The organism is Mesorhizobium sp. B283B1A (genome assembly GCF_020165735.1).
Lineage (GTDB): Bacteria > Pseudomonadota > Alphaproteobacteria > Rhizobiales > Rhizobiaceae > Mesorhizobium > Mesorhizobium opportunistum.
The window spans coordinates 217,744-243,692 of record NZ_JAIUIQ010000006.1 but is presented as its reverse complement, the minus strand read 5'-3'; the positions used below and the strand labels follow the sequence as shown (position 1 = coordinate 243,692).

Below are 25,949 nucleotides of genomic sequence, written 5' to 3'. Positions count from 1 at the left end.
CTTGAGGGGGAGATGTCCGGCAGGACAGAGGGGGGCGCCTCGCGACTAGCATCAGAAGGTATATCTCGCTATTCGCTGAGTTTTCAGAAGACCAATTCTATGAATCGTTTGGCTCGGTCTATTCAACGAATACCTTCACACTCGCCGCCCGCCCCGCCGCGTCGATCACGGTCAGCGTCGAATAACCAGCGCCGTCCGGTTGCCAGGTCGCGGTGCGGCGGCGGTCGATGCCCACCAGCGGTTTGCCGTTGGCCAGCCAGCGGAACGGCGCGCGGCCGCCCTGCAGTTTCAGCACCAGCGGCGAGGCATCGGCCGAGTTGGTGCCGAGATCGACGCGCGCGCCATTCGGCGGGAAGATGATGGTCGGCGCTGGTTCGGTCGGTGCCGCCTGCACCAGGCCGTCCGCGCCGGCTCCGAAGCGGGCGAGCGTCACCGGCAGATCCTCGCGCTTGGGGCTGAAAACGCCCGGCGGCTTGCCCGGCAACGGCACCGTGGCAAGGCCCGAGCGGACAAAGCCTTCGAACAGGATGGGAGCCGCCGAGACGTAGCCGGAGAGGCCCGGTACCGCGCCGGCATCGGGCCGGCCGACCCAGACGCCCAGCACATAGCGGCCGTCGAAGCCCACCGACCAGGCGTCGCGGTAGCCGTAGGAGGTGCCGGTCTTGTAGGCAATGCCGCGCTGCAAGGCGCCCTCGGGCGGCTTGACGCCGGATAATATGTCGATGATCTGCCAGTTCGCCTGGTCGTTGAGGATGGTGGTGGTCGCGCTTTCGGCATCGGCCGGCTCGGTGCCGTCACGCAATGTGTGCGTCTTGCCGCCATTGGCGAGCCCCGTATAGAGCTGGACCAGATCGCGCAGCGTGACGCCAACGCCGCCGAGGCCGATGGCCAGGCCCGGCGCCTGGTTGACCGGCAGGATGGGGTTCACGCCGGCCTGGCGGAAGCGCGCCGTCAGCCGCGCCGGCCCGACAGCATCGAGCACACGGATCGCCGGCACGTTGAGCGACAGTTGCAGCGCCTGGCGGATGCTGACATCGCCCTGGTAGCCCATGTCGAAGTTCTTCGGCCGGTAGCCGCCGAAATCGACCGGGCTGTCCTCGATCAGCATTTCCTGCGCCACCAGCCCTTGCTCGAAGGCAAGGCCATAGATGAACGGCTTCAGCGTCGAACCGGGTGAGCGCACGACCTTGGTCATGTCGATCCAGCCGGAGCGGCTGGCGTCGAAGAAATTGGCCGAGCCGACTTCGCCCAGAATGTCGCCGGTGCGGGCATCGGCAAGCACCATGGCGACGGACAGACGCGGCCCGAGCCTGGTGGCGGCATCCCTGGCCACCTGTTCCAGGCCTTGCTGCACGCTTTTGCGGATCGTCAGTTTCAGCGGCTGGCCGGGAACTGCCTTGGGCAGCAGTGCATAGGCGGCGTGCGCGGCGAGCGCCGGCAAGGTGCGGCGCAGGCCCGACACATCGTCCAAAGCGGCGCGCGCGGCCTCGCGTTCACCGAGCAGCCCCGACGAGACCATGCGGGTCAGCACGCGGTCGCGGGCGGCGTGGGCAATCCCGAGGTTGCGATCGGGCCGTCGCTTTTCCGGCAATTGAGGAAGGGCGACGAGCAGGGCGGCCTCGGAAACGGTCAGCCGCTTCGGCTCCTTGCCGAAATAGGCGAGCGCGGCGGCGCGCACCCCTTCGAGGTTACCGCCATAGGGGGCCAGCGTGAGATAGCGTTCGAGGATCTCGCGCTTGGACAGCCGCCGCTCGATCTGGATGGCGCGCAGCATCTGCTTGATCTTGGAGCCGAGGCTGCGGCTTTCGCGCGGCTCGATCAGCCGGGCAAGCTGCATCGACAGCGTCGAGCCGCCGGAGACGATGTGGCCGCTGGTGGCGAACTGGCCGGCGGCACGCGCCAGCGCCAGCACGTCGACGCCCTCATGGTTCCAGAAATGCTTGTCCTCATAGGTCACCAGCATATCGACGAACTGCTTGTCGACCTGGTCGAGCCGGGTTTCGAGCCGCCAGTAGCCGTCCGGCGTGGCAAAGGCGCGCAACAGCTGGCCGTCGCGGTCCTGGACTTCGGTGGAGACCGTGAGTTCCGCCGGGAGTGGGGGCGGGAAGGCGCGGTCGAGTTCCCAGAGGGTGGCTGCGGCGAGAGCGAGGACGCCGGCGCAGGAAGCTGCGGCGATGGCGGTGCGGCGGACGAATTTTCTTGAGAGCATGGCGCTGCCCCTCATCCGCCTGCCGGCACGACGGCCCTTCGGGCGTTCGCCGTTCGAAAAACCAAGCAATTGGCTTTTCGTCCGCTGCGCGGACCACGGCTCACCTCCCCGTATAGAGACGGGGAGAAGGACGCTGTCATGAGCGCAATCGCCATTTTCATGATCGCCACCATCGGCGCCTTACGGCGCCTTGATCTCCATCATGCCGGTGGCGGTGCGGGCCGAATATTGCGGCCGGTACATGTCCTCCACCGTTGCGGCCGGATGGGCGTAGGTGCCCGGCGTCACGGCGCGCACGACATAGGCGAGCGTCAGATTGTGGTCGTGGTCGCCGTCGGCCGGATTGAATGCCGCGACGAAACGGTCGTCGCGGAATTCGAGGTGGGCGGCGTCGGTCTGGGCCAACCAGGAGAAGTTCGACAATTGCGCGCTGGAGACCAGGCCGGGATTGTCGATCTCGAAGCCGGCCGGCAGAAGATCCGTGACCAGCAGGCGCGACGGCCAGCTGTTCTGTTCGGTGACCTTGAGCACGACGACATAACGTTCGTTCTGGGTGGCCTCGGTGACATTGGCTTCGGTGCCATCGAGCTTGTAGTAGGTGCGGCTGATGGTGAAGCCGTCGCCGCCGGCCGGCAGAGGCTCGATCGGCGACGCCACGGTGGTGACGACGGCCTGCAGCGGGGTCGCGCCGGTGTTGGCGATTTCGAGCGGGCTGTCGGCCAGCTCGGAGCCGTTGACCTGGTTGGAGTAGCCGCCCGAATGCGGCGCGCCATTGACGGTCAGCGTGATCGAATCATTGCCCTCTTTCAGCGCGCGGGCCGCCAGCAGCATCCAGGAATCGTCCTGGGTGCTGGTCCAGCGGGCTTCGGCGCGTTCCCTGGTCACCAGCCTGATCAGCTCGGGCACGATTGTCGACACCGGTTTCGATTCCGCCGCCAGCGCCAGCATCGCCGCGCCGTCACGCAATGGCGAGCCGTAGTCGGAGCGGTAGTAGTCGTACTCGGTCGCCGACTTGGCGAGCTGCAGCGCAGTCTTGAACGTCGTTTCCGAGCGCTGGGTGTCGCCGTAGAGCGCCAGGCTCGCCGCCAGCTGGGCAACGGCCATCGGGCTCGAGAAGGCTTCGAGCTGGGTGTCCGCGTAGTAGCGCAGATCGCCGATCGAGGCCTTCTTGTTGCGGGCCAGCACGTAGAGAGCGTAGGCGATCTCGCTGCCGCGGTCCTGCACGCTCTGGTCGTAGCCGAGCGAGTTCTGCAGATTGCTCAGCGCCTGGTTCATGGCTAGCGCCGGCACGTCGTATTTCTGCTCGCGCGCCCTGGTCAGGAACTCGCTGACATAGGCGTCGAGCCACAGATCACCGGAGCCAGGACCCCAAAGGCCGAAGCTGCCGCTCGAGGACTGGTAGCTCAGGACCTTGTAGATGGCATCCTGGATGCGGCCATGCAGGTCGGGGTCATTTTGCATGCCGATGCCCGATGCCATGTCATTGACATAGAGAAGCGGCATGGCGCGGCTGGTGGTCTGCTCGGCGCAGCCATAGGGGTAGCGGTCGAGCGTCATCAACAGCGATGGCACGTCGAAGGCCGCGGCTTGAGAAACGCCGACGCTGACGGAAGCGCCGTCGAGCAGGCTTGCCGCCAACAGTTCCTTGTCGACGCGCAGCGCGCCGCCATTGCCCTTGAGGTCGACCACGAGGCGCGTGGTGACCGGCAATTGCGCCGGGCGTACCGGCACATAGAGCGTCTGCTCGACCTTGGTGCCATCGGCATGGGCAAGCTTGATGGTGAGCGAGGCATTGCCCGCCGTCTTTGCGATCAACGGCACGGTCAGCGTCTGGCGCTTGCCCTGGGCGAGCGTCAGCTTCTGGGGCAGGGGCTTGTCGCCGGTCGACAGGTCGCCTGTCGTGTCGATCGACAGCGCATAGTCACCGGCCGGGCCGTCGGTGTCGGCCACGTCGAGCCGCATGACGGCGTCGTCGCCAGGCGCCAGGAAGCGCGGCAGGCCGGCGGTGATGACTATGGGATCGCGCACGATGACATCCGACTGGGCATGACCGACCGCATCCTTGGTCCAGGCGACGGCCATGACGCGCACGGTGCCGTTGAACTGCGGGATGTCGAAGTCGATCCGTGCCTTGCCGTCGGCGTCGAGCTCGACCGGGCCGGAGAAGAAGGCAACCAGCTTTTCAGTGGGCGGGCTGCCTTGCGCTTGCATGTTGGCGCCGTCACCGCCGGTCCTGAGCTTGCCGGTGGTGCCCAGAGAGCCGTCGATCAGGCGGCCGTAGATGTCACGGATTTCCATGCCCAGCATGCGCTGGCCGAAGAACCAGTTCTCCGGATCCGGCGCCTTGTAGTTGGTCAGGTTGAGGATGCCGACATCGACGGCGGCAACCATGACATAGGCATTGCTGCCTGGCTGCACGCCGGCCACGGAAACCGGAATCGACAGCTGCTGGCGCGGCATGGTCTTGTCCGGCGGCGTCAAGGTGATGGCGAGCTTCTTCGAGCCCGGATCGACCTTCAGCCATTTCACGCCGATGGCGCGGGCCGGCATGCGCGTTTCCTGCGCATCGCCCGGCCGGAACAGGGTTGCCGTGACATAGGCGCCAGCACCCCAGTCGTCACCGACCGGGATGTCGACGGTGCTGCCGCCGGCCGGCACGGTCGCCGTGATGGTCTTCAACAGCTTGTCGGAACCGATGTTGATCAGGAGTTCGCCGGCAAAATGCGGCGAGATTTTCAGCTTGGCCACTTCGCCGGCGGCATAATTGTCCTTGTCGAGTGCGATTTCCAGGCCGTCGGGCGTTTCGGTGGTGGTCGAGGCGACATACCAGCCGGCGTCGAATTCATAGCTGGTCGCCGGTCCCTCGGGATCCGAGGTCTCGACCTCGAGACGGTACTGGCCCCAATCGACCGGTACGGAGACGGTGGCGTCGCCATCGGCGCCTAGGTCGACCTGGCCGTTGGCGATCGACTTGGTGAAGGTGACCGGCTCGTAGTTCCACGAATTGTTGGAGCGGTACCACTGGTAATTGCGTTCAACCTTGACCAGCGTCCACTGCGCGCCTTTCAGCGCCTCGCGCTTGCCGTCCGGATCGATGGCGATCAGGCTGAACTTCGCGGTGCCACCCTGAGGCACTTCACCATCGGTGAAATCCGGCCGGATGCCGATCATATGGCCTTGCGGGCGGATGCCGATGTTGAGCGAGCGCTCGATGGCACGGCCGCCGGTTTCGCGCATGCGCACCGTCACCTTGCCGTCGATCAGCTTGGTGGTCGAGGGCAATTGGTCGACGGAGACCGGGAAGGTCGCCTTGCCGTCATCGCCAACCACCGGCAGACCGGTGAGCGGCGTGACGGTGGGTTCGGCCGACTGTTCGTCGGCGAGGCCGAAGGCAAAGTTGGGGAAGCGGTCCCAGTCGCGGGACGTCGACAGCGTCAGTTCGCCTTCCAGCGCCAGCCCCGCCGCCGGCGCGCCATAGAGGAAGCGGCCGTCGATGTTGATGTTGGCGGTTTCGCCCTGCGCGATCTCCTGCTTTTCAGCCTTCATGTCGAATTCGATGCGATCCGGCACGAAATCCTCGACCAGGAACATCTGGCTGGCGACCGCCGGCTGCTTGGGATCGGTGTAGATCGACACCGACCAGGTGCCGCGCATGGCGTTGGGTTCGAGCGGCAGGTCGACGGCATGGCCGCCGGCCGAGGCGCCGTCGCTGACGATGCGGCGGTCCTCGACGCCGTCAGGGCGCGAGAAGATGAAGGTCAGCGGCAGGTTCTCGACCGCCTTGGCGGCGCCGTCGCGGGCAAGGGCGGCGACATGGACATCCTCGCCGGCGCGGTAGATGCCGCGTTCGGTCCAGGCATAGACGTCGAGCGCACCGGGCGCCGCGCGGCCGGTGACGCCGCGATCCGACAGGTCGAAACCGGCCTTGGACATGTCGAGGAAGACGAAGTCATTGTCGCCCTGTTTGGCCATCAGTACCGCCGGCACCATGCCGCCGTCGCCGCGGGTCAGGCCGGGATTGAAGACGGCATGGCCGTCGGCATCGGATGTCGCGGTGCCGAGAACCTCGTTGTTTCGGGCAACCAGCGTCAGTTCGGCGCCTGCTATCGGCTTGGCGCTGCCCAGCGAGCGGGTAAAGACATTGAGACCGTCCTGGCCGGTATAGGTCGACAGGCCGATGTCGGAGACGACGAACCACTGCGTGGCCATCGAACCATAGTCGTCGCTCTTGTCGTTGACGGCCTGGGCGGTCAGCACATAGACGCCGGGCTTGCGTTGTGGCAGCGCCTCATCGACCGGGAAGGAAGTGGTGACCTCCTTGTTGAGGTCGTTGGCAATGTCGAGCTGGCCCTGCCAGACCGGCGCGCCCATCTGCTCGGAAATGTTGGAGATGTCGTAGCCGTCGAGCTGGTGCAGGAACTGGTAGCCCGACAGAAGCTGCGCCAACGACCGGTCGCCGACGCGATAGAGCTTCATCTCGGCGGCGTTCATGTTGACGGTGACGACCGGGATGCCGCGGCGCGCGCCGGCCGGCAGCACGAAGCTGTCGCCGGTGAAGCGAGCGGACGGAGCGCGGTCCTGCACATAGATCGACAGCACCACGGGGGCGGCGGTTACTTCGCCTATCGCCGCCGGCAGGCCGGCGCGGAAGGTGACATCGTAGTGCTGGCCGTGTTCGAGGCCTTCGACGCAGATCTGCTTGTCCTTGGCCTCGACGCCCTTTGGCGGGGCGTTGTCGACGGTGACGAACTGCGCGTAGTCGACGCCGGTCTTGACCAGATCCTCGGAAAACTGAGCGCAGATGCGCGGCGCGCTGGTGTCGGCATCGACACTGTGGTCGACGACGCGGAAACCCTTGCGCGCCTTGAGGTCGGCATACTCCGCCTGGACCGCCGGCGAGGCGATCAGCGCAAGACTGGCTTCATAGGCCTGCAGGGCGGGGCGGTAGAGATCGCGCTTGTCGAGGCCGTTGCCGAGCAGCGCCAGCACGTCGGCGCGCGTCTTGGTGGTGCGCAAGAGCTTATAGGCGTTGAAAGCAGCCGACGTGCCGTTCATAGGCAAGGTGGAGACTTCCGCGGTGCTGGCCGTGGGCTGCACGGCCAAGGTTTCGCGCGCCAGGTTGAGCCAGAGTTGGCCATCGTCGGGCATCACAGAGACGGCGGCCTCGTATTTCAGCATGGCCGAGCGATGGTCGCCGGTCTGGACGGCCTGTTCGGCGGCCTTCGTCAGTGCCGCCATGCCCTCGGCCGGCTTGTCATAGGCCGGGCCGAGCAGCTTGTTGCGGTATTGCTGGGCCTGGTCGGCCATCCAGTTGGGGAAGAAGGCGAGTTCCGGCGGCGCGCCGATATCGGGGTCGCCGTCGATGTTGACGACCTTGCCGGCGACCGCGCCGCTGAACGGCTTCATCTGGTTGTAGTCGGATTTGAGAAAGCACCATTTGGCCTTGGTGTTGTAGGTGAAGGCGCGGCAGGCCGGATCGCCAAGGCACGTCGTCTTGCATTGGTCGAGGGTGACATTCTGGTCGGACCTGAGGTCGAAACCGAAATAGTCGGAATTGTCGGTCGTTGCGATTCTGCGCGCTTCGGCCGCTTGCGCGGGGTCGTTCCAGACGAGGGCATTGCCCCATGCAAAGAAGAGAAGCAGAAGAATCGACAGACCACGAGCCGCGCGCATTGCCATAACACCCCTCCAGACAATTGCAGACGTCCGGGCATGTTCAAGCTTCAGCCAGGCTTGTCAACGCGCGGACGCGGCAGGTTCCGCCTGCCAACGGTTTATTTTCCGGCCAAGGACCGGTATGCGGGACAGTAATCTCCATAGGACAGGGGATCACGCATTCTTGCGGAAACGCAGAAGGTGTGAATTCCAAGCCCGTCCTATTTCAGACAATTGGATTGTGGCCCCTTTACGAGCGCTTCAGAACTTCATTCCAATTTTAGTTTTGTGAACTAGGGTGTTTTAATGCCGGCGCATGAAAGGCAGATGTCAGGAAGGATCGCGCCAGGGCGCGTGCTTCCGCGCGCCCTGCTTTTCGCCATGATGTGCTCGACCGCGCTGGTCGCCGAATCAAGATCCGCGGCTGCGTTCGAGCTTTTCGGCATCAAACTGTGGGGTTCCTCCAACGACGAGGACGCCGATATCGTCGATCCGCTGCGCTACGCCGTGACCATCTCCGCCCCCGATGCCGACAAGGATCTCGTCAAGAAGCTCGAAAACGCCTCGGCGCTGAAAAGCGACGAGGATCGGCCGGTCTCGGGCTCGCTTGGGCTGATGGCCAAGGCGCGCAGCGACCGCGAACAGCTTGTCGCCGCGCTTTATGCCGATGCCCGCTACGAAGGCGTGGTCACCATCACCATCGACGGCAAGCCGCTCGACGAATTGCCGCCGGACGCCGAATTCAAGGGCCCGCAGCCCATTCCGGTGGTCGTCAACATCGCCGCCGGCCCCAAATTCACCCTTGGCACGATCAGGCTTGAAGGCGACGCGGCGGGTCTGATGAGCGCCGACTACGGCCTGATCGCGGGCGGCGACGCCGGGTCCGGTGCGGTGCTGAAGGCCGAGGCGCTGATCGTGCGGACGCTGAAGGAGCAGGGCAGGCCACTGGCCACGGTGACCGACCGGCAGATCGTCGCCGACCATGCCACCTCGACGCTCGACGTGACGCTGACCGTTGCCGCCGGACCGGTCGCCGGCTATGGCGCGACCACGGTTGAAGGCACCGAGAAGGTCGACCGCGACTTCACCGAATACATGACCGGGCTGAAGCGCGGCAAGCAGTACTCGCCGCAGGAGATCAGCGACGCGCGCGACAGGCTGCTGGCGCTCGAGGTCTTCAACAGCGTGACGTTCAAGGAAGCCGACAAGCTCGACGCCGACGGCAACATTCCGATCGGCGTCCAGGTCAGCGAGCGCAAACCGCGTTATTTCGGCCTTGGCGGCACCTTCTCCAACACCGAGGGGCTGGGCCTGGAAGGTTATTGGGGGCATCGCAACCTGTTTGGTCGCGCCGAGAAGCTGCGCATCGATGGCGCCATCAGCGGCATCGGCAGCAACGATCTGTCCGAGCTGAACTACAATGCCGGCATCATGTTCGAGAAACCCGGCGTGATCGGCCCGGCGTCGAAATTCTTCGCCGGTATCAAGACGGTGCTCGAACATCCCGACGCCTATGACCATTTCTCGATCAAGGGCAGCACCGGCCTGTCCTACGAACTGACCAAGAAGCAGACGGTGTCGGCCGAGTTCGCGCTCGACTACTCACGCATCCACGATGCCTTCGGCAAGCACAAATACCTGATCGCCAGCATCCCGCTGCAATATGTCTATGACAACAGGGACAATCGGCTGAACCCGACCAGGGGCTTCCGGGTGCTGGCCTATGCCGAGCCGAGCTACGATATTCTGAGCGGTGCCGCCTTCCTCAAGCTCAAGGGCGAGGGATCGGCCTATCAGTCGCTGGATACGGCTTCGAAATTCGTTCTGGCCGAACGCGTCGCGATCGGCTCGATCGTCGGCACCAGCCTGCAGAACGTCCCGGCCGACCGGCGCTTCTATTCCGGCGGTGGCGGCTCGGTGCGCGGTTATGCCTATCAGGGCATCGGCCCCAAGGATTTCACCGGCCAGCCGATCGGCGGCCTGTCCTTCTTCGAAACCTCGGTGGAGATGCGCATCGCCATCACCGACACGATCGGCATCGTGCCGTTCGTCGATGCCGGCACGGTGTCGGAGAAGTCGATTCCCAACTTCTCCGACGTCAAGGTCGGCGCCGGCGTCGGCCTGCGATATGTGACGCCGTTCGGGCCGCTGCGCATCGACGCGGCCGTGCCGCTCAACCGTGACCCCGGCGATCCGCGTTTCGGCATCTATGCCGGCATCGGACAGGCGTTCTAGACATGAAGACGGTCTGGCGTATCCTTCGCATTGTCCTCTACACGCTGCTGATCGTGGTTGCGGGCGCAATCGGTGCGCTTGTCGTGCTGACCAAGACCGAGCGCGGCCGGGACAATCTCGCCGGCATCATTTCGCGGCTCGCCTCGAGCGACGAGCGCAAGGTCACCGTCAGCGGCATCGACGGCATCTGGTCGGGCGACCTCAGCGTCGACCATGTCGTGCTGGAAGACCGCAATGGCGCCTGGCTGGTCGCGCGCAAGGTGGCCGTCGACTGGTCGCCGACGGCGCTGTTGTCGAAAAACTTCAGTGCCGAGCGCATCGCGGCCGAGCGCATCGAACTGGCGCGCCTGCCGGTGGCCGGCACGCAACAACAGCCGGCGCCGAGCGGCACGACGACGCTGCCGGTGTCCATCGACATCAAGCAGATCGACCTGCCGGAAATCGCGCTCGGCGAGCAACTGGCCGGCAGCGGCATCGCCGAGCTTGCGGCCAAGGGGTCGGTCAAGGCCGATGCCGCGCCGCTGGCGGTCGACACGGTGCTCAACGTCACCCGCCATGACGGCAAGCAAGGCAATGTCGATGCCAAAGTCCATTTCGCTCCGGCCGACAACAAGCTCGACCTCGACCTCAAGGCATCGGAGCCGGCCGGCGGCATCATCGCCAACCTGCTCAACCTGCCGGATGCGCCGCCGGTCGATATCGTCGTTTCGGGCACGGGGCCGCTGGCCAACTGGAGCGGTGTCGGCACCTTCCTCGTCGATCATCAGATCGTCACCCAACTCACCGGCCGCCATCAGCTGACCGACAAGGGCCACCACCTCGAAGCCAAGGGTGACGGTGACTTCGCTTCCTTCCTGCCGGAAAACCTGAAGCCGCTGTTTGCCGGCAAGACCAGCTTCGACGTGGCGGGCACCGCCACTTCGGCCGGCGGTCTCAGTGTCGACCGGGCCAATATCGAGAGCGACGCCGTGCACGGCACCGCGACCGGCATCGTCGATCCCGCCGGGGCCAGCGATCTCGCGGTCGAACTCGCCGCCAAGGGGCCGCCCGTGGTGGTCAGCGTCGGCAGCAAGGCGCAACCGATTACACTGGCGATCAAGAATGCCACCGCCAGGGCGTTTGGCGACGGCAAGGCGCCGATCGTCGACATCGGCGCCTCCTTCGTTTCGATCGTCGTCGGCGGCACGCGGCTGGACGATCTGGCGGCGCAGGTACATTCCGACGGTTTCGACATCCAGAACCGCGCCGGGCCGGTCACGGTCAGGCTGGAGGCGGGCGGCTTGAAAACCGACGTCGCGACCCTGGCACCGTTGATCACCGGGAAGGTCAATGTCGACCTGGCCGGGTCGGTCAGCAAGGACGCCATTGCCATCGATCAGGGCACATTGCGCTCCGATGCGGTCAACGCGTCGCTGACGGCCACGGTGGCGCTCGCCGATCTGTCGATGCAGCTCAAGATGAATGCCGATGCGGTGGCGACAGCCTTCCCGCCTCAGATCGCCTCGGTGCTCGGCGGACGCGTGAAGTTCTCGGCCGCCGCGACGCGCGATCCGCAAGGGGCGTTCGCCGCCAATTCGATCTCGCTCACGTCCGGTTCGCTCAGCGCCAGCGGTACCGCCAGCATGCAAGGCACCGACATCCAGGCCGATATAAAGGGCAAACTGGGCGACGTTTCGGTGCTGTCGCCGACGGTCGGCGTTCCGGTCGCTGGCGGCGTTGGTTTCGCGCTGTCGGCAAGTGGCGCCCTGACAGCGCCGGATTTCACCGTCTCCGCCGACAGCGACAGCCTGACCGCCTCCGGCCGCACGGTGAAGACGATCAAGCTGACGGCGAGCGGCAAGGCCGACATAGCAAACCCCTCCGCCGATATCTCGCTGACCGGTGCCGTCAACGACCAGCCGCTCGACGTCAAGGCGTCACTGATGACGAGCGAGGGCAAGCGTTCGATCAACGGCTTCCTGGTTTCGCTGGGCGACAACAAGGTCTCGGGCGACCTGGCGCTCGATGACAAGTTCATGCCCTTGGGCACACTGACGCTCGCCGCGCCGGCAATCGACCAACTGGCGGCACTCGCCGGCCAGGCGGTGACCGGCGACATCAACGGCACCATCGACTTCGCCAAGGCGGGCGACGTGCCGTCCGTGGCGATCGACGCGAAGAGCACGTCGATCGCGCGAGGCGAGGTGACGGCCAAGGCGATCACCGTCAACGCGCTGGTCGCCAACTATCTCAAGGCGCCGGCGATCTCGGGTACGATCAAGGCCGACGCGGTGACTTCGGGAACCACCGAAATCAGCGGTATCGGCGTCGACCTGAAGCGCGACGCCGACTGGACCAATTTCACTGGCGGCGCGACGATAGCGGGCATCCCGGCGACCGCGGCAGGACGGGTCAAGATCGCCCAGGGCACGACGACCGTCGAGGTCGCCTCGGGCGAGGCCACGGTGCGCGGCATCAAGGCGGCGATCGCCCAGGCCTCTGCGCTGACCATCGCCAATGGCACGGCCAGCATCGAAAGGCTGGCGCTCGATATCGGTGGCGGCTCGGTGACGCTGTCGGGCAGCGCCGGCCAGACGCTCGATCTCACAACGCAATTCTCCGCGCTGCCGGCCGCCCTTGCCAATGATTTTGCGCCCGGGCTCGATACCGTGGGTACGCTCGGCGGTACAGCGCAGGTGACCGGAACGCCGGCTGCTCCAGAGGTCCACTTCGACGCGCAGCTTACCGGCGTCGAGACCAGCCAGACCCGCCAGGCCGGGCTCGGACCGCTCGCTGTCGATGCAGCGGGCGCCTACACCATGGCCGGCGGCGTCGCCCTCGATCATGCCACGCTTTCCGGCGACAAGATTTCCGGCACGGCCTCCGGCACCATCAATCCGAACGGCGCCAGCGATTTTGCGCTTGATCTCACTTCATCCGGCCCCAGCCTGCCGCTGACGGTCGGCAGCACCGAAAGCCCGGTCAGGATCGAGGTCCGGTCCTTGTCGGCGAAAGTGGCGGGGGAAAGCACGAAAGCCCGCCTCGACGTGTCCGCGATCGTCCCTTCGATCGCCACCAGCCCGGCGAAGGTGGACAGTCTTGTGCTGGCGCTGCACTCGGACGGTTTCGATCTCAAGAACCGCGCCGGACCGGTTTCCGGCACGGTGTCGGTGGACAAGGTCGGGCTCGACAATCCCACAATCGCACCGCTGATCGCCGGCAAGATCACGGCCGCCCTCAGTGCCCGGCTGACATCGGATGCCGTCGCCATCGACAGCGGTTCGCTCAAGAGCGATGCACTCAACAGCCAGGTCGCCGGCCAGGTATCGCTGCGTGACGGCGCCATCGACCTCAAGCTGAATGCGGATGCCCCGTCATCGGCCTTGCCCGCTGCGGCGCGCGGCATGCTTGGCGAACGTGCGCAAATCAGCGCCACGCTGAAACGCGACCCCAACGGCAGCATAAACATCGATGCGTTGAAGCTGACCTCTGGCGCGCTCACCGCCGGCGGGCAGGCGAGCCTTGCCGACAACAAGGTGGCGGCCGACATCAAGGGCGCGCTGAGCGATATCTCGCTGCTGTCGAAGGATGCCAGGGGCGCCATCGCCTTCGGGCTGAGCGCCCAGGGGCCGGCCACCGCACCCGACCTGTCGCTGACCGTCGATAGCGACAGGCTGTCGGTGGCGGCGCGCGAGATCACCGGGCTGAGGCTCACGGCCACCGGCAAGGCGGATGCCGCCAATCCGGCGGCGAACGTGCAGTTGACCGGCAATGTCGCGGGTCAGGCCCTGCAAGGCAGTGCGGTGCTGGCGACCGCGGACGGCAAGAGCGCCATCAACGGCCTGCTCCTGTCGCTGGGCAAGAACAAGATTTCCGGCGACCTGGCGCTGGACGACAAGTTCGTCCCTGAAGGCACTATCACGCTCGACCTGCCCGATATCGGCTCGCTCGCCGCGCTGGCGCTGGAAAAGGCGGAAGGCGATGTGCGGGGCACAATCGCCTTCTCGAAGAACGGCGCAGCGCCCCAGGTCGCCGTCAAGGCGACGACCGCCTCGATCACGCGCGGCGATCTCCAGGCGAAAGCCGTTTCCATCGATGCGCTGATCGCCAACTATCTCGCCGCTCCGGTGATCTCGGGCAAGATTCGCGCTGACACCGTCACCTCGGGCGGCACCGTCATCAGCGGCATCGATGTCGATTTGAAGCGCGACGGCGACTGGACCGGCTTTTCCGGCGGCGCCACGGTGAAGGGCATTCCGGCCAAGGCCGCCGGCCGGGTGAAAGTGGCGAATGGCACGACGACCATCGAACTCGCTTCGGGCCAGGCGACCGTCCAGGGCATCAAGGCGGCCATCGCCCAGGCCTCGACGGTCAGTATCGCCAATGGCACGACGACGCTGGACCGGCTGGTGCTCAACCTCGGCGGCGGCACGGCAACGGTGACCGGCAAGGTTGGGCAGGCGCTCGACATCAACGCGGCGCTGGCGCGGGTGCCGATGTCGCTCGCCAACAGTTTCTCGCCCGGGCTCGATGCCGCCGGGTCGATTTCGGGCACGGTCAAGGTGACCGGTGCCCCAGCCAGCCCGGCTGTCGCCTTCAACATCGACGCGGCCGGCGTGCAGACGTCGCAGACCCGCGGCGCGGGTGTTGGTGCGGTGAGCGTTTCCTCGTCCGGCACCTTTGCCGGCAACAAGCTGACCTTCAATGCCAATGTCAGCGACGGCGCCGGGCTTGGCCTCAAGGGTGGCGGCACGGTGACGACGGCGGGCACGCCGGCGCTGGCGCTCGATTTCAATGGCAGCGTGCCGTTCGGCATCCTCAGCCAGAAGCTTGCAGCGCAAGGCCTGTCGCTGACCGGAACGGCCAATGTCAAAGTCCAGGTGCGCGGCCCGGCGACGTCGCCTGTCATCGGCGGCAGCGTCAGCACCTCCGGCGCGCGGCTGGTCGATGCGCGCTCGGGCCTTGCCGTCAACGATATCGCGGCCGACGTCTCGATCGGCGGCGGCGTCGCCAGGATCAACCGGCTGACCGGATCGCTGTCGACGCGTGGCAGCCTTTCGGCCAGCGGCACGGTCGGCATCAATCCGGCGCAGGGCTTCCCGGCCGACCTGTCGATCAAACTCACCGACGGCCGCTACACGGACGGGCGCGTGGTGACCGCCAATCTGGGCGGCGACCTGACGATCAAGGGGCCGCTCGTTTCCGCTCCGGCCATTGCCGGCACCGTCAACCTCGCCAAGACCGTCATCACGGTTCCCGACAAATTGCCGGGCTCACTCTCGGCGCTCGACGTCAAGCACAAGAACGCGCCCGGCACGGTGCGGGCGCAGGACAAGGCGCTGCGGCCGGCGACGACCAGCGGCAAGAGCGGCGGCAGCGGCCTCGCGCTGGACGTCACCGTCAACGCGCCGAACCAGATCTTCATCCAGGGCAGGGGCGTCGATGCCGAACTCGGCGGCTCGCTCAAGCTCACCGGCCCGGCCTCGTCGCCGCAAGCGATCGGCACCTTCACCCTGCAGCGCGGGCGGCTTTCGATCCTCGGCAAACGGCTGACCTTCACCGAAGGCACGGTCGGCTTTTCCGGCTCGCTGGTGCCCTATCTCAACCTGACCGCGACAACGACCACGACCGGCGCGACCGTCACCATCGTGGTGTCGGGCGAGGCAACCAATCCGAAATTCACCTTCTCCTCGGTGCCGGCGCTGCCCGAGGACGAGGTGCTGGCGCAACTGATCTTCGGTCGCTCGATGTCGAACCTGTCGCCGCTGCAGATCGCGCAGCTGGCTGAAGCGGCGGGGCAACTGGCCGGCGTCGGCGGCTCGACGTCATTGCTTGAAAACCTGCGCAGCGCCATTGGCGTCGACGATCTCGACGTCACCACCGACGACAAGGGCGGTACCGCTGTCTCCGCCGGCAAGTACCTGAACGACCGCACCTATGTGACGATCCAGAAGGGCGACAAGCCGGGTTCGGGCAAGGCGACCATCGACCTCAATGTCGGGCGCGGCGTCAAATTGCGCGGCGAGGCGACGGACGCCGGCGAAGCCAAGGGCGGCATCTTCTACGAGAAGGAATACTGAGGGTCTGGCCCTTCACCGTGGCCAGGACTGGCGCTGTCGGAAGCGATGCAAATGTCTCAGTCTAATCGCCCGCAGAGATTTTGGCGGAATCTGGGCGCACTAGCAATTTTGCGTCAAGACTGTCGCTATCGCGCGTACCGCTCTCTTTTCAAAGTTGCACATTCGCTAACATGTTCCCAATCCAAGCCGTCTTTGACATCATGGCCTGGATGCGGAATGTTAATCGGCGGAAAGCCAACAATGGGAGTTAGTCATGACAATCTATAAGAGTAATGGCGACAGCGTTCCGGATCACATCCTGGCCATGGCCAAAGAAGCCAAGGCAGGAACGGTGGATCGCCGCGAATTCCTGGCGCTTGCCAGCGTCTTCGGCGCGTCGACGGCCATGGCTTACGGCCTGCTCGGCCTTGCCGCTCCGACCCCGGCAAGGGCCGAGGACGTGCAGGGCAAGAAGGGCGGCGTGCTGAAAGTCGCCATGTCGGTCAAGGATCCCAAGGATCCGCGCACCGCCGACTGGTCTGAGATTTCCAACGCGGAACGCCAGGCGCTCGAGCCGCTGGTGAAATACACGAAGGAATACACCTTCGCGCCATATCTGCTGGCGAGCTGGGATATCAATGACGACGCCACCGAATACACGCTGCATGTGCGGCCTGGTGTCGAGTGGAACAACGGCGACAAGTTCACCGCCGACGACGTGATCTACAACTTCACCCGCTGGGCCGACAAGTCGGCGGAAGGCAACTCGATGCCGGGACGCCTTGGCAGTCTCGTCGACGACACGACCAAGAAGCTGCGCGAAGGTTCGGTCGTCAAGGTCGACGACATGACGGTCAAGCTCAAGCTGACCAAGCCCGATATCGCCATCATCCCGAACCTGTGCGATTATCCCGGCCTCATCGTGCACAAGACCTTCGACGAAAAGGGCGCGAACTTCAAGAACTGCCCGATCGGCACCGGCCCGTTCGAACTCGTTTCCTACGATGTCGGCCAGAAGGTCGTCTACAAGCGCCGCACGACCGGCAAGTGGTGGCAGGGCGAGGCCTTCCTCGATGGCGTCGAGTTCATCGACTATGGCACGGATCCGGCTGCTACGGTTTCGGCGTTCGAGTCGGGCGAAGTGCAGACCAACCATGAGACGACCGCCGACTACGTCAAGATTATCTCGGACGTCGGCGCGCCGGCTTCGGAAGTGGTGACGGCGGCGACCGTGGTCTCGCGCTTCAACGTCAATGCCAAGCCGTACGGCGACCAGAAGGTGCGCCAGGCGATGTGCCTGGCCGTCGACAATTCGGTGGTGCTCCAGCTCGGCTACGGCAATGCCGGCACGCCGGCGGAAAACCACCATGTCGCACCGATCCATCCGGAATACGTCGAGCTGCCCAAGATCCCGCGCGACATGGCCAAGGCCAAGCAGATGCTGACCGAAGCCGGCGTGATCGATTTCGAGCACGAGCTGATCAGCAACGACGAGGACTACCACAAGAACACCACGGACGCGATCGCGGCCCAGCTGCGCGAGGCCGGCATCAAGGTGAAGCGCACCGTGCTGCCGAGCTCGACCTTCTGGAACGACTGGACGAAGTATCCGTTCTCGGAAACCAACTGGAACATGCGTCCGCTTGGCATCCAGGTCATCGCCATCGCCTACCGCTCGGGCGAAGCCTGGAACGAGACGGCCTATGCCAATCCGGACTTCGACAAGAAGGTCAACGAGGCGCTCGGGATCGCCGATGCGGAGAAGCGCAAGGTGGTGATGAAGGAAATCGAGACGATGCTGCAGGAATCCGGCATCATCATCCAGCCTTACTGGCGCAAACTCTACATCAACATCAAGCCCGAGGTGAAGAACCACTCGATGCACCCCACCTACGAGCACGATTTCGGCAAGGTCTGGCTCGATCAGGCGTGACCCACAGCTTGACGAATGCGAAGGGCGCACCGCCCCTCGCATTCGCGGGATCGCCGCCGTTGCATTCGTGCAGCGGCGGCGTGACGTTGCAAGGTTTTCGAAACAGGGTTGACCATATCTGACCCCAACCCGGCCGGCAGGGGGGCACAATGTTCTCATTCATAATCAGACGCGTCGGTACGATTCTGCTCACGATGCTGTGCCTGACGCTGGTCGTCTTCTTCCTCGTCAATCTCGAACCCAATCTGAAGAAGCTGGCGATCAGCCAGACCGAAATGCACACATCGGCCGAGCAACTCGAAAGCTGGCTGGTCAATCACGGTTATCGCCAGAACTTCTTCGTCCGCTACGGCCAGTGGCTGGGCGTGCTGCCCAAGCAGCCGATCACGGACCCGGCGACCGGCAAGACGACGCAGCGTTTCTCCTTCTGCAACGACCCGGCCGTGCCGACATTCTCGGGCGTGATCGAGGGCGATTTCGGCTGTTCGACCAAATTCAAGACCACGGTCGCGGCCAAGCTGTTTCCGGCGCTCGGGGCCACCGGCATCCTGATGTTCTGGGTGCTGGTCGTGATGGTGCCGGTCTCGCTGCTGATCGGGATTCTCGCCGGCATGCGCGAGGGTTCGCGCACCGATCGGGTGCTTTCGGTCGCCTCGATCGCCTCGACGGCAACGCCTGAATATGTGTCGGGCGTCATCTTCACCGTCATCTTCGCCTCGTGGCTCGGCTGGCTGAACGGTTCGGCGGCATCGGCGAGCCAGGGCATCACCTTCTATAATTTCACGCTGCCGGTGATCACGTTGGCGATCTACGGCATCGGCTACATCGCGCGCATGACGCGCGCCTCCATGGTCGAGGTGATGACGCAGCAATATATCCGCACCGCCCGGCTCAAGGGCCTGTCGTTCGGCAACGTGGTGGTCAAGCATGCGCTGCGCAACGCACTGATCGCGCCCTTCACCGTCATCATGCTGCAGTTTCCCTGGCTGCTCACCGGCGTCGTCATCGTCGAGGTGATGTTCCGCTACCAGGGCTTCGGCTACACGCTGGTCGAGGCCGCCGGCAACAACGACATCGATCTTTTGCTCGGCTGTTCGCTGGTCTCGGTGTTCATCGTCCTGATCACGCAGCTCATTTCCGATGTCGGCTACGCGTTCCTCAATCCGCGCATCCGGGTTCAGTAGGGAGAAGGCGCATGCAAGCTCAATATATCGGCGCCTCCACCATCATCCTCGAAGTGCTCTGGCGCTTCTGGCCGGTCTGGGTCGCGCTCGTCATCGTCATGGGGGCGAGCTTCCTCTACAAGAAGAAGCTGGCCCTTTACGGCCAGCTGTTCGATAGCGGCGTCGGCATCGCGGGTGTCTTCATCTGCTTGTTCTGGCTGTTCACGGCGATCTTCGCCTCGACCATCTCGCCTTTCGATCCGCTCGGCCAAATCCCGATCATGAAGGACACTTTGCCCGGCGCCATCGAACCGCAGTCAGGTCTCGTCTATCTGTTCGGCGGCGACAAGCTGGCGCGCGACGTGTTCTCGCGCATGGTCTATGGCAGCCAGATCGTCCTGATCATCGCACCCGCGGCGACCGGGTTCGCGCTGATGGTCGGCATCACGCTCGGGCTGCCGGCCGGCTATTACGGCGGCAAGATCGATTCCATCCTGTCGTTCCTGGCCAACCTCGTGCTGGCTTTCCCGGTGATCCTGCTGTTCTACCTGCTGGTGACGCCGGGTATCATGGACACGCCGATCCCCTATGCGCTGGCCGGCGTCTTCTTCCTGTTTCCGATCATCTTCTTCAGCGTGCTGTTCTGGACACGTTACAAGAACCGGCCGGACCGGATCTACATCCTGCTCGGGCTGACGCTCATCATAGGCGGCTGGATCTATCTCGGCCTTGTCTTCGACCGGGATCCGCTGAAGATCGTCCATATCGATCCCAACCAGCTCAACATCTTCGTGGCTGTGGTGTTCGCCTCCAGTCCCGGCGTGTTCCGCATCGTGCGCGGCCTGGTGATGGACATCAAGACGCGCGACTATGTGGCGGCGGCGCAGACGCGCGGTGAATCGCCCTGGTACATCATGCTGTGGGAAATCCTGCCCAATGCGCGCGGACCACTGATCGTCGATGCCTGCCTGCGCATCGGCTACACCACGATCCTGCTCGGCACGCTGGGGTATTTTGGCCTCGGTCTTGCACCCGAGAGCCCGGACTGGGGCACGGCGATCAAGGATGCCAGCCGGCTGCTGCGCTCCTTTATCCACCCGGCGCTGCCGCCGACGATCGCGCTGATGAGCTTCGTGCTGGGGCTCAACCTGCTCGCCGATTCCCTGCGCGAGCAATCGATGAAGGATTGACGGTGGGATCCCAGATCCCACTTGGCTAAGAACTAGGATTGGAGCGACCCATGAACGAGGCAGTTCGAAATCCGGCTAATCCGACCAACGGGCCGATCATCGAGATCGAGAACCTGTCGATCTCCTTCTTCACCCGCAAGGGCGAGATACCGGCCGTCATGGATTTTTCCTGCACGGTCATGCCGGGAGAGGCGATGGGCATCGTCGGTGAATCCGGCTGCGGCAAGTCGACCGTGTCGCTCGGCATCATGCGCGACCTTTCCAACATCGGGAAGATCGTCGGCGGCAAGATCAAGTTCCAGGGCAAGGACATGGGCGAGCTCTCCGACGAGGAGCTGCGCGCCATCCGCGGCAACAAGATCGCCATGATCTACCAGGAGCCGATGGCGAGCCTCAATCCGGCGATGAAGGTCGGCCAGCAGCTGATGGAAGTGCCGCTGATCCACGACAAGGTGTCGAAGGAAGAGGCCTATAAGCGCGCGCTGGAAATGGTGCGCTCGGTCAAGCTTCCCGATCCCGAGCGCATGATGCGTTCCTATCCGCACCAGCTCTCGGGCGGCCAGCAGCAGCGCATCGTCATCGCCATGGCGCTGCTGTCGAAGCCGGCGCTGCTTTTGCTCGACGAGCCGACCACGGCGCTCGACGTGACGGTGGAAGCGGGCATCGTCGATCTGGTCAAGGGGCTGGGCGAGAAGTTCGGCACCTCGATGATCTTCGTGTCGCACAATCTTGGCCTGATCCTTGAAACCTGCGACCGCATCACGGTGATGTATTCGGGCGAGGCGGTGGAGACCGGCAAGATCAAGGACGTGTTCGACCGGATGCGCCATCCCTATACGCAAGGGCTGTTCCGCTCGATCCCGCTGCCGGGCGCGGACAAGAATTCGCGGCCGCTGATCTCGATCCCGGGACAATTGCCGCTACCGCATGAGCGGCCGAAGGGCTGCAATTTCGGCCCGCGCTGCCACCATTTCGTCGAGGGCGTCTGCAACGCGGCCGAAATCCCGATGGTCGAGGTCGCGGGCCACGAAGGCCATTTCTCGCGCTGCGTGCGCTTCAACGAGATCGACTGGGAAGCCCTGCCGCCCGGCGCCAAGAAGGTCAACGAGCGCGTCGTGCCCGGCGCGCCGGTGCTCAAGATCGAGGATCTCCGGAAATACTACAAGGTCGGCGGCAGCGAGGTGTTCGGCTCGAGCGAGGGCCGTGTCGTCAAGGCCAACGAGACGATCTCGTTCATGGCGCGCGAGTCCGAGACCGTCGCCATCGTCGGCGAGTCCGGCTGCGGAAAGTCGACGCTGGCCAAGGTGCTGCTCGGGCTGGAGACGGCGAGTTCCGGCAGCGTGACGCTGGGCAACAAGGAAATCCAGTCGACCGGCATCGAGAGCCGCAGCGTCGACACCGTGTCCTCGATCCAGATGGTGTTCCAGAACCCATTCGATACACTGAACCCCAGCCATTCGGTCGGTTCGCAGATCATCCGCACGCTCGAGAAATTCAATGTCGGCAAGACGGTCGCCGACCGGCGCAAGCGCATGCTGGAACTGCTCGATCTGGTGAAGCTGCCGCGTGCCTTCGAGACGCGCAAGCCGCGCCAGCTTTCGGGCGGCCAGAAGCAGCGCATCGGCGTGGCGCGTGCCTTTGCCGGCGACGCCAAGGTGGTGGTGGCGGACGAGCCGGTGTCGGCGCTCGACGTGTCGGTGCAGGCGGCGGTGACCGAACTCCTGATGGACATCCAGCGCAAGAACAAGACCACGATGCTGTTCATCAGCCACGATCTTTCCGTGGTGCGCTACATCGCCGACCGCGTCGTCGTCATGTATCTGGGCTATATCGTCGAGCAAGGCACGACCGACCAGATCTTCGCGCCGCCCTATCACCCCTATACCGAGGCGCTGCTGTCGGCGATCCCGATCGCCGACACAAGCGTGATCAAGAAGCACATCGTGCTCGAAGGCGACATCCCGTCGGCGATGAACCCGCCATCCGGCTGCCCGTTCCAGACACGCTGCGGCTACAAGAAGCTGGTGCCGGACAATCTGTGCGAAACCAAGGTGCCGCCGGTCAAGAATTTGGGCGACGGCCATATGAGCCTGTGCTGGCTTTCCGACGATGTGCTGGCGACGATGGAGCCGGTGATCAAGTTCGACAAGGAACATGCCGCCCACGAAGGCGTGCCGGACGACGCGCCGCATGGCGAGGGTCCTGGATTTGCCGGCACGCCGCCGAAGCGTCCGCGCGGCAAGAAGCCGAGCTGACCAGCACAGGGGCAATATCGCTTGCTGGTGCATTGCTCCGCAGCTTCGTCATATCTCATATGTGTCAAGGGACGACAGGCGACGTTCCCTTGAATATCTCCGTCCACTGCCTTATGTGATGCGTGATGTTTGATGCGCGGCAAGGAGACGTATTGTGAGAACGACGCTTGCAATCGATGACGATGTCCTCCTTGCAGCCAAGGCCATAGCGCGGCAGCAGGATCGCAGCATTGGCGAGGTCATTTCCGATCTGGCTCGCCACTCGCTGCGCAGGCCGCAGGCTGGCGGCGAACGCAACGGTATCCCCTTACTTTCGTCGCGGTCCGACGGCCCGATAGTCGATCTCGAAATGGTCAATGCGCTTCGCGACGAACTGCCGTGACCTTCCTGTTCGACGTCAATGTCTTGATTGCCTTGATCGATCCGGCTCATGTCGCGCATGAAGATGCCCATCGGTGGTTCCAATCCACAGGGCATTTGTCATGGGCTACATGTCCCATTACCGAAAATGGTGTCATCAGGATTTTGAGCAACCCGAAATATCCCAATTCTCCTGGTTCGCCCGCTGTCGTTGCGCAGATTGTCGGCAAGTTGCATGCCCTTTCAGGACACCAGTTCTGGTCGGATGACATCAGTCTCGTCGGTTCCAGCGACATTGATGCAGCCAGGATCCTAACCTCGGCGCAAGTAACGGATAGTTATTTGCTGGGGCTCGCCAAGGCGCGCGGCGGCAAATTGGCGACGTTTGACCGAAAGCTGTCGACGGCGGCGGTAAGGGGAGGAAAGCCGATCCTCCATCTGATCCCGAGCGAATGAATCGCTGAGGTCTATCGCGACCCCAGGGCAATCTCGCTTTTCCGTAGCGGCAGCTGATTTCACTTGGCCGTGAAATGCCCCGGCAAAGTCAATTGCCGCATTGCTGCAACTGAACGGCGTAATCGCGGGCCATTTTCTCGGTTGCCCGGGCATAGCCCTGGACGCCGGCATCGCCACGGTTGCCGCGGCCATAGGCCGTCCAGCCGAGATAATAGGCGAGATAGAGATTGTAGGTGTCGTTGCGAGCGACGCCGAACGTGTCGGCGGTCTTGGAATGGTACCAGCCGACGAAATCGACGGCGTCGGCGAATTTCGTCCGCCGTGCCGCCCAGTTGCCGGTCTCGCTCTGATATTGCGACCAGGTGCCGTCCAGCGCCTGCGAGAAGCCGGTGGCGGACGAGACGTGCTTCCACGGGATGAAGCCGAGCAGCTTGGTGCGTGGTGGCCGGGCGTTGCTCTTGAAGCCGGATTCCTTGCGCACCGTCGCCATCAGCACGGGCACGGGTACGCCGTATTTCTGCTGCGTGCGCTCGGCCGCCGACTGCCAATTGTCGAACCACCCGTCATTCTGGTCGAAGACGGCGCAGACATTGTTGATGCGGCTGGGCGCCGTCGCGCAGGCCGAAAGCGCCAGCAGCACGCCAATCGCTACAATTTTACTAAAACTCGACCTACGCATCGGCAGACCAATAAGCCGAAATCATAAAGGGAATCTTGCTGCCCGTGTTAACCGCTCGTCGGCGCGTGCGCTTCAGAAAATGCCATATTGAAAATCCGACTTGTTCTGTCGCTTTTTCTAAATCCCTATTGCAGGAATGCCGCCTTGGCTAAAATCACGCCCGCAAACGGCGTATTTCTGACAGCTTGGCCGGTTTGCCGAGGCTTTGATGCCGGCATGAACGAACCAAGACGCAAACGCGGCGCCGAGCGCACTAGCAACCGGGGGCCGGCGCCCATTCCACAGCTGCCGCTCAGGCGCGTCGCCAATCCCTATCCGCCGATGGCCTTGCTGTCTCCAGACCAGATCGAGGCGATCCACCAAGCCTCGATGCATATACTGGAAAATTTCGGCATCGAGGTGATGAGCCCGCGGGCGCTGGCGCTTTTCGAGAAAGCCGGCGCCAGGGTCGACCACGCCTCGGCCAATGTCCGCATCGATCGCGGCATGGTCGACGAAGCGCTGAAGACGACGCGGTCCAACTACGAACTGACACCGCGCAACCCGGCCAACACCATCCATCTCGGCGGCAATACCATCAATTTCACACTCGTCGCGGGGCCGCCCAATGTGCATGACATGGAGCGTGGCCGCCGGGCGGGCAATCTTCGCGACTATGCGGATCTCACACGGCTGGCGCAGCATTTCAACTGTGTCCACATGCTCGGCAACCAGGTCTGCGCGCCGGTCGAGCTGCCGGCGAATTCGCGTCATCTCGACACTTATTTCACAAACCTGACCCTGACCGACAAGAGTTTCCATGTCTCGGCGATCGGCCGGGGCAGGGCGCTGGACGGCATCGAGATGATGGCAATCGCGCGCGGGCTGACGCTGGACCAGATGGCTGACGACCCGGGCATCGCCACCATCATCTCGGTCAATTCGCCGCGGCGCTTCGACGAGATGATGGCCGAGGGGCTGATGACGATGGCCGAGTTCGGCCAGTCGGTGGCGGTGACGCCGTTCACGTTGATGGGGGCGATGAGCCCGGTGACGCTGGCCGGCGCGCTGGCGCAGCAGAATGCCGAGGCGCTGTTCGGTGTCGTCCTGACGCAGCTCGTGCGTCCCGGCGCACCGGTCATGTATGGCGCCTTCACCTCCAATGTCGACATGAAGTCGGGTGCGCCGGCCTTCGGCACGCCGGAGAACACCAAGGCCAACATCGCCTCGGGACAGTTGGCGCGGCGCTATGGGCTGCCCTACCGCACAACCCCGGGCTCGGCCTCCAACGCCGCCGACGCGCAGGGCGCCTACGAGACGCTGATGGCGCTATGGGGCGCGGTGCTCGGCCACGGCAATCTCGTCTACCACGCCGCCGGCTGGCAGGAGGGCGGGCTGACGGCGTCGTTCGAAAAGTTCATCATCGACGTCGAGATGATCCAGCACATGATGGAGTTCCTGCGCCCGATCGTGGTCGACGAGGCCGAGCTTGCCATCGAGGCGCTGGGCGCGGTGCCGACCGGCGGCCATTTCTTCGGCGAGCCGCATACGCTGGAGCGCTATGCGACGGCCTTCTACCAGCCGATGCTATCCAACTGGCAGAATTTCGAAGCCTGGCAGGAGGCCGGCGGGCTCGACGCCACCGCGCGTGCGACGCGGCTGTGGAAGAAGGCGCTGGAAGATTATGTCGAGCCGGCGATGGATATCGCCGTGCGCGAGGCGCTGGAGGCCTATGTGGCCAGGCGCAAGGAAGCGATCGGGCAGGGCGAGCCGTGATTTTGTCAACATCGGCGCGCG

Annotated in this window: 12 protein-coding genes; 9 read left to right on the top strand and 3 right to left on the bottom strand. The window is 64.4% G+C overall.

The genetic code is table 11. From position 1 onward, the window contains the following. Positions 1 to 118: 118 nt before the first annotated feature. Together pbpC and LB577_RS07435 are read right to left on the bottom strand one after the other, a co-directional pair. Entirely contained in the window at positions 119 to 2,209 is a 2,091-nt protein-coding gene (gene pbpC / locus LB577_RS07440) for a penicillin-binding protein 1C (RefSeq protein WP_224686191.1), read from the bottom strand. A 180-nt stretch (positions 2,210 to 2,389) separates the two neighbouring features. After that, positions 2,390 to 7,888, bottom strand: coding sequence for an alpha-2-macroglobulin family protein (locus LB577_RS07435; RefSeq protein WP_224686190.1), 5,499 nt, complete (start codon positions 7,886 to 7,888; stop codon positions 2,390 to 2,392). A 282-nt stretch (positions 7,889 to 8,170) separates the two neighbouring features. On the opposite strand from LB577_RS07435, the gene LB577_RS07430 reads away from it, so the two are divergent. The 8 genes from LB577_RS07430 (at position 8,171) to LB577_RS07395 (ending at position 23,494) form a co-directional block, all read left to right on the top strand. Further along, positions 8,171 to 10,099, top strand: coding sequence for an autotransporter assembly complex protein TamA (locus LB577_RS07430; RefSeq protein WP_224686189.1), 1,929 nt, complete (start codon positions 8,171 to 8,173; stop codon positions 10,097 to 10,099). A 2-nt stretch (positions 10,100 to 10,101) separates the two neighbouring features. Further along, positions 10,102 to 16,158, top strand: a complete 6,057-nt coding sequence (locus LB577_RS07425; RefSeq protein WP_224686188.1) for a translocation/assembly module TamB domain-containing protein — start codon at positions 10,102 to 10,104, stop codon at positions 16,156 to 16,158. Positions 16,159 to 16,411: 253 nt separating this feature from the next. Then, positions 16,412 to 18,070, top strand: coding sequence for an ABC transporter substrate-binding protein (locus tag LB577_RS07420; RefSeq protein ID WP_023765203.1), 1,659 nt, complete (start codon positions 16,412 to 16,414; stop codon positions 18,068 to 18,070). A 149-nt stretch (positions 18,071 to 18,219) separates the two neighbouring features. Then, the gene (locus tag LB577_RS07415) at positions 18,220 to 19,254 is read left to right on the top strand and encodes an ABC transporter permease (protein ID WP_013894591.1); all 1,035 of its coding nucleotides are present in this window, start codon (positions 18,220 to 18,222) and stop codon (positions 19,252 to 19,254) included. Positions 19,255 to 19,265: 11 nt separating this feature from the next. After that, positions 19,266 to 20,423, top strand: a complete 1,158-nt coding sequence (locus LB577_RS07410; protein ID WP_023765202.1) for an ABC transporter permease — start codon at positions 19,266 to 19,268, stop codon at positions 20,421 to 20,423. Between the two features lie 50 nt (positions 20,424 to 20,473). After that, positions 20,474 to 22,678: an ABC transporter ATP-binding protein gene (locus tag LB577_RS07405; protein WP_224686187.1), complete on the top strand. Its 2,205-nt coding sequence runs from the start codon at positions 20,474 to 20,476 to the stop codon at positions 22,676 to 22,678. 154 nt (positions 22,679 to 22,832) lie between these two features. Next, positions 22,833 to 23,060: a CopG family transcriptional regulator gene (locus tag LB577_RS07400; protein ID WP_224686186.1), complete on the top strand. Its 228-nt coding sequence runs from the start codon at positions 22,833 to 22,835 to the stop codon at positions 23,058 to 23,060. Continuing rightward, a complete protein-coding gene (locus tag LB577_RS07395) occupies positions 23,057 to 23,494 on the top strand; it encodes a TA system VapC family ribonuclease toxin (protein WP_023777979.1) in 438 nt (145 codons plus the stop codon). The genes LB577_RS07400 and LB577_RS07395 overlap by 4 nt, the downstream gene beginning before the upstream one ends. A gap of 88 nt (positions 23,495 to 23,582) precedes the next feature. Here LB577_RS07395 and LB577_RS07390 read toward each other — a convergent pair whose 3' ends face one another. Next, entirely contained in the window at positions 23,583 to 24,173 is a 591-nt protein-coding gene (locus LB577_RS07390; protein WP_224686185.1) for a transglycosylase SLT domain-containing protein, read from the bottom strand. Between the two features lie 216 nt (positions 24,174 to 24,389). Here LB577_RS07390 and LB577_RS07385 point away from each other — a divergent pair, with 216 nt between their 5' ends. After that, positions 24,390 to 25,928, top strand: coding sequence for a trimethylamine methyltransferase family protein (locus LB577_RS07385; RefSeq protein WP_224686184.1), 1,539 nt, complete (start codon positions 24,390 to 24,392; stop codon positions 25,926 to 25,928). Positions 25,929 to 25,949 lie beyond the last annotated feature (21 nt).

What these genes read in the sequence shown, in the direction of transcription:
- LB577_RS07415 (WP_013894591.1), top strand. Translation starts at nt 18,220, where the DNA reads ATGTTCTCATTCATAATCAGACGCGTCGGTACGATTCTGCTCACGATG.
- LB577_RS07410 (WP_023765202.1), top strand. Translation starts at nt 19,266, where the DNA reads ATGCAAGCTCAATATATCGGCGCCTCCACCATCATCCTCGAAGTGCTC.
- LB577_RS07385 (WP_224686184.1), top strand. Translation starts at nt 24,390, where the DNA reads ATGAACGAACCAAGACGCAAACGCGGCGCCGAGCGCACTAGCAACCGG.
- pbpC (WP_224686191.1), bottom strand. Translation starts at nt 2,209, where the DNA reads ATGCTCTCAAGAAAATTCGTCCGCCGCACCGCCATCGCCGCAGCTTCC.
- LB577_RS07430 (WP_224686189.1), top strand. Translation starts at nt 8,171, where the DNA reads ATGCCGGCGCATGAAAGGCAGATGTCAGGAAGGATCGCGCCAGGGCGC.
- LB577_RS07390 (WP_224686185.1), bottom strand. Translation starts at nt 24,173, where the DNA reads ATGCGTAGGTCGAGTTTTAGTAAAATTGTAGCGATTGGCGTGCTGCTG.
- LB577_RS07420 (WP_023765203.1), top strand. Translation starts at nt 16,412, where the DNA reads ATGACAATCTATAAGAGTAATGGCGACAGCGTTCCGGATCACATCCTG.
- LB577_RS07405 (WP_224686187.1), top strand. Translation starts at nt 20,474, where the DNA reads ATGAACGAGGCAGTTCGAAATCCGGCTAATCCGACCAACGGGCCGATC.
- LB577_RS07425 (WP_224686188.1), top strand. Translation starts at nt 10,102, where the DNA reads ATGAAGACGGTCTGGCGTATCCTTCGCATTGTCCTCTACACGCTGCTG.
- LB577_RS07435 (WP_224686190.1), bottom strand. Translation starts at nt 7,888, where the DNA reads ATGGCAATGCGCGCGGCTCGTGGTCTGTCGATTCTTCTGCTTCTCTTC.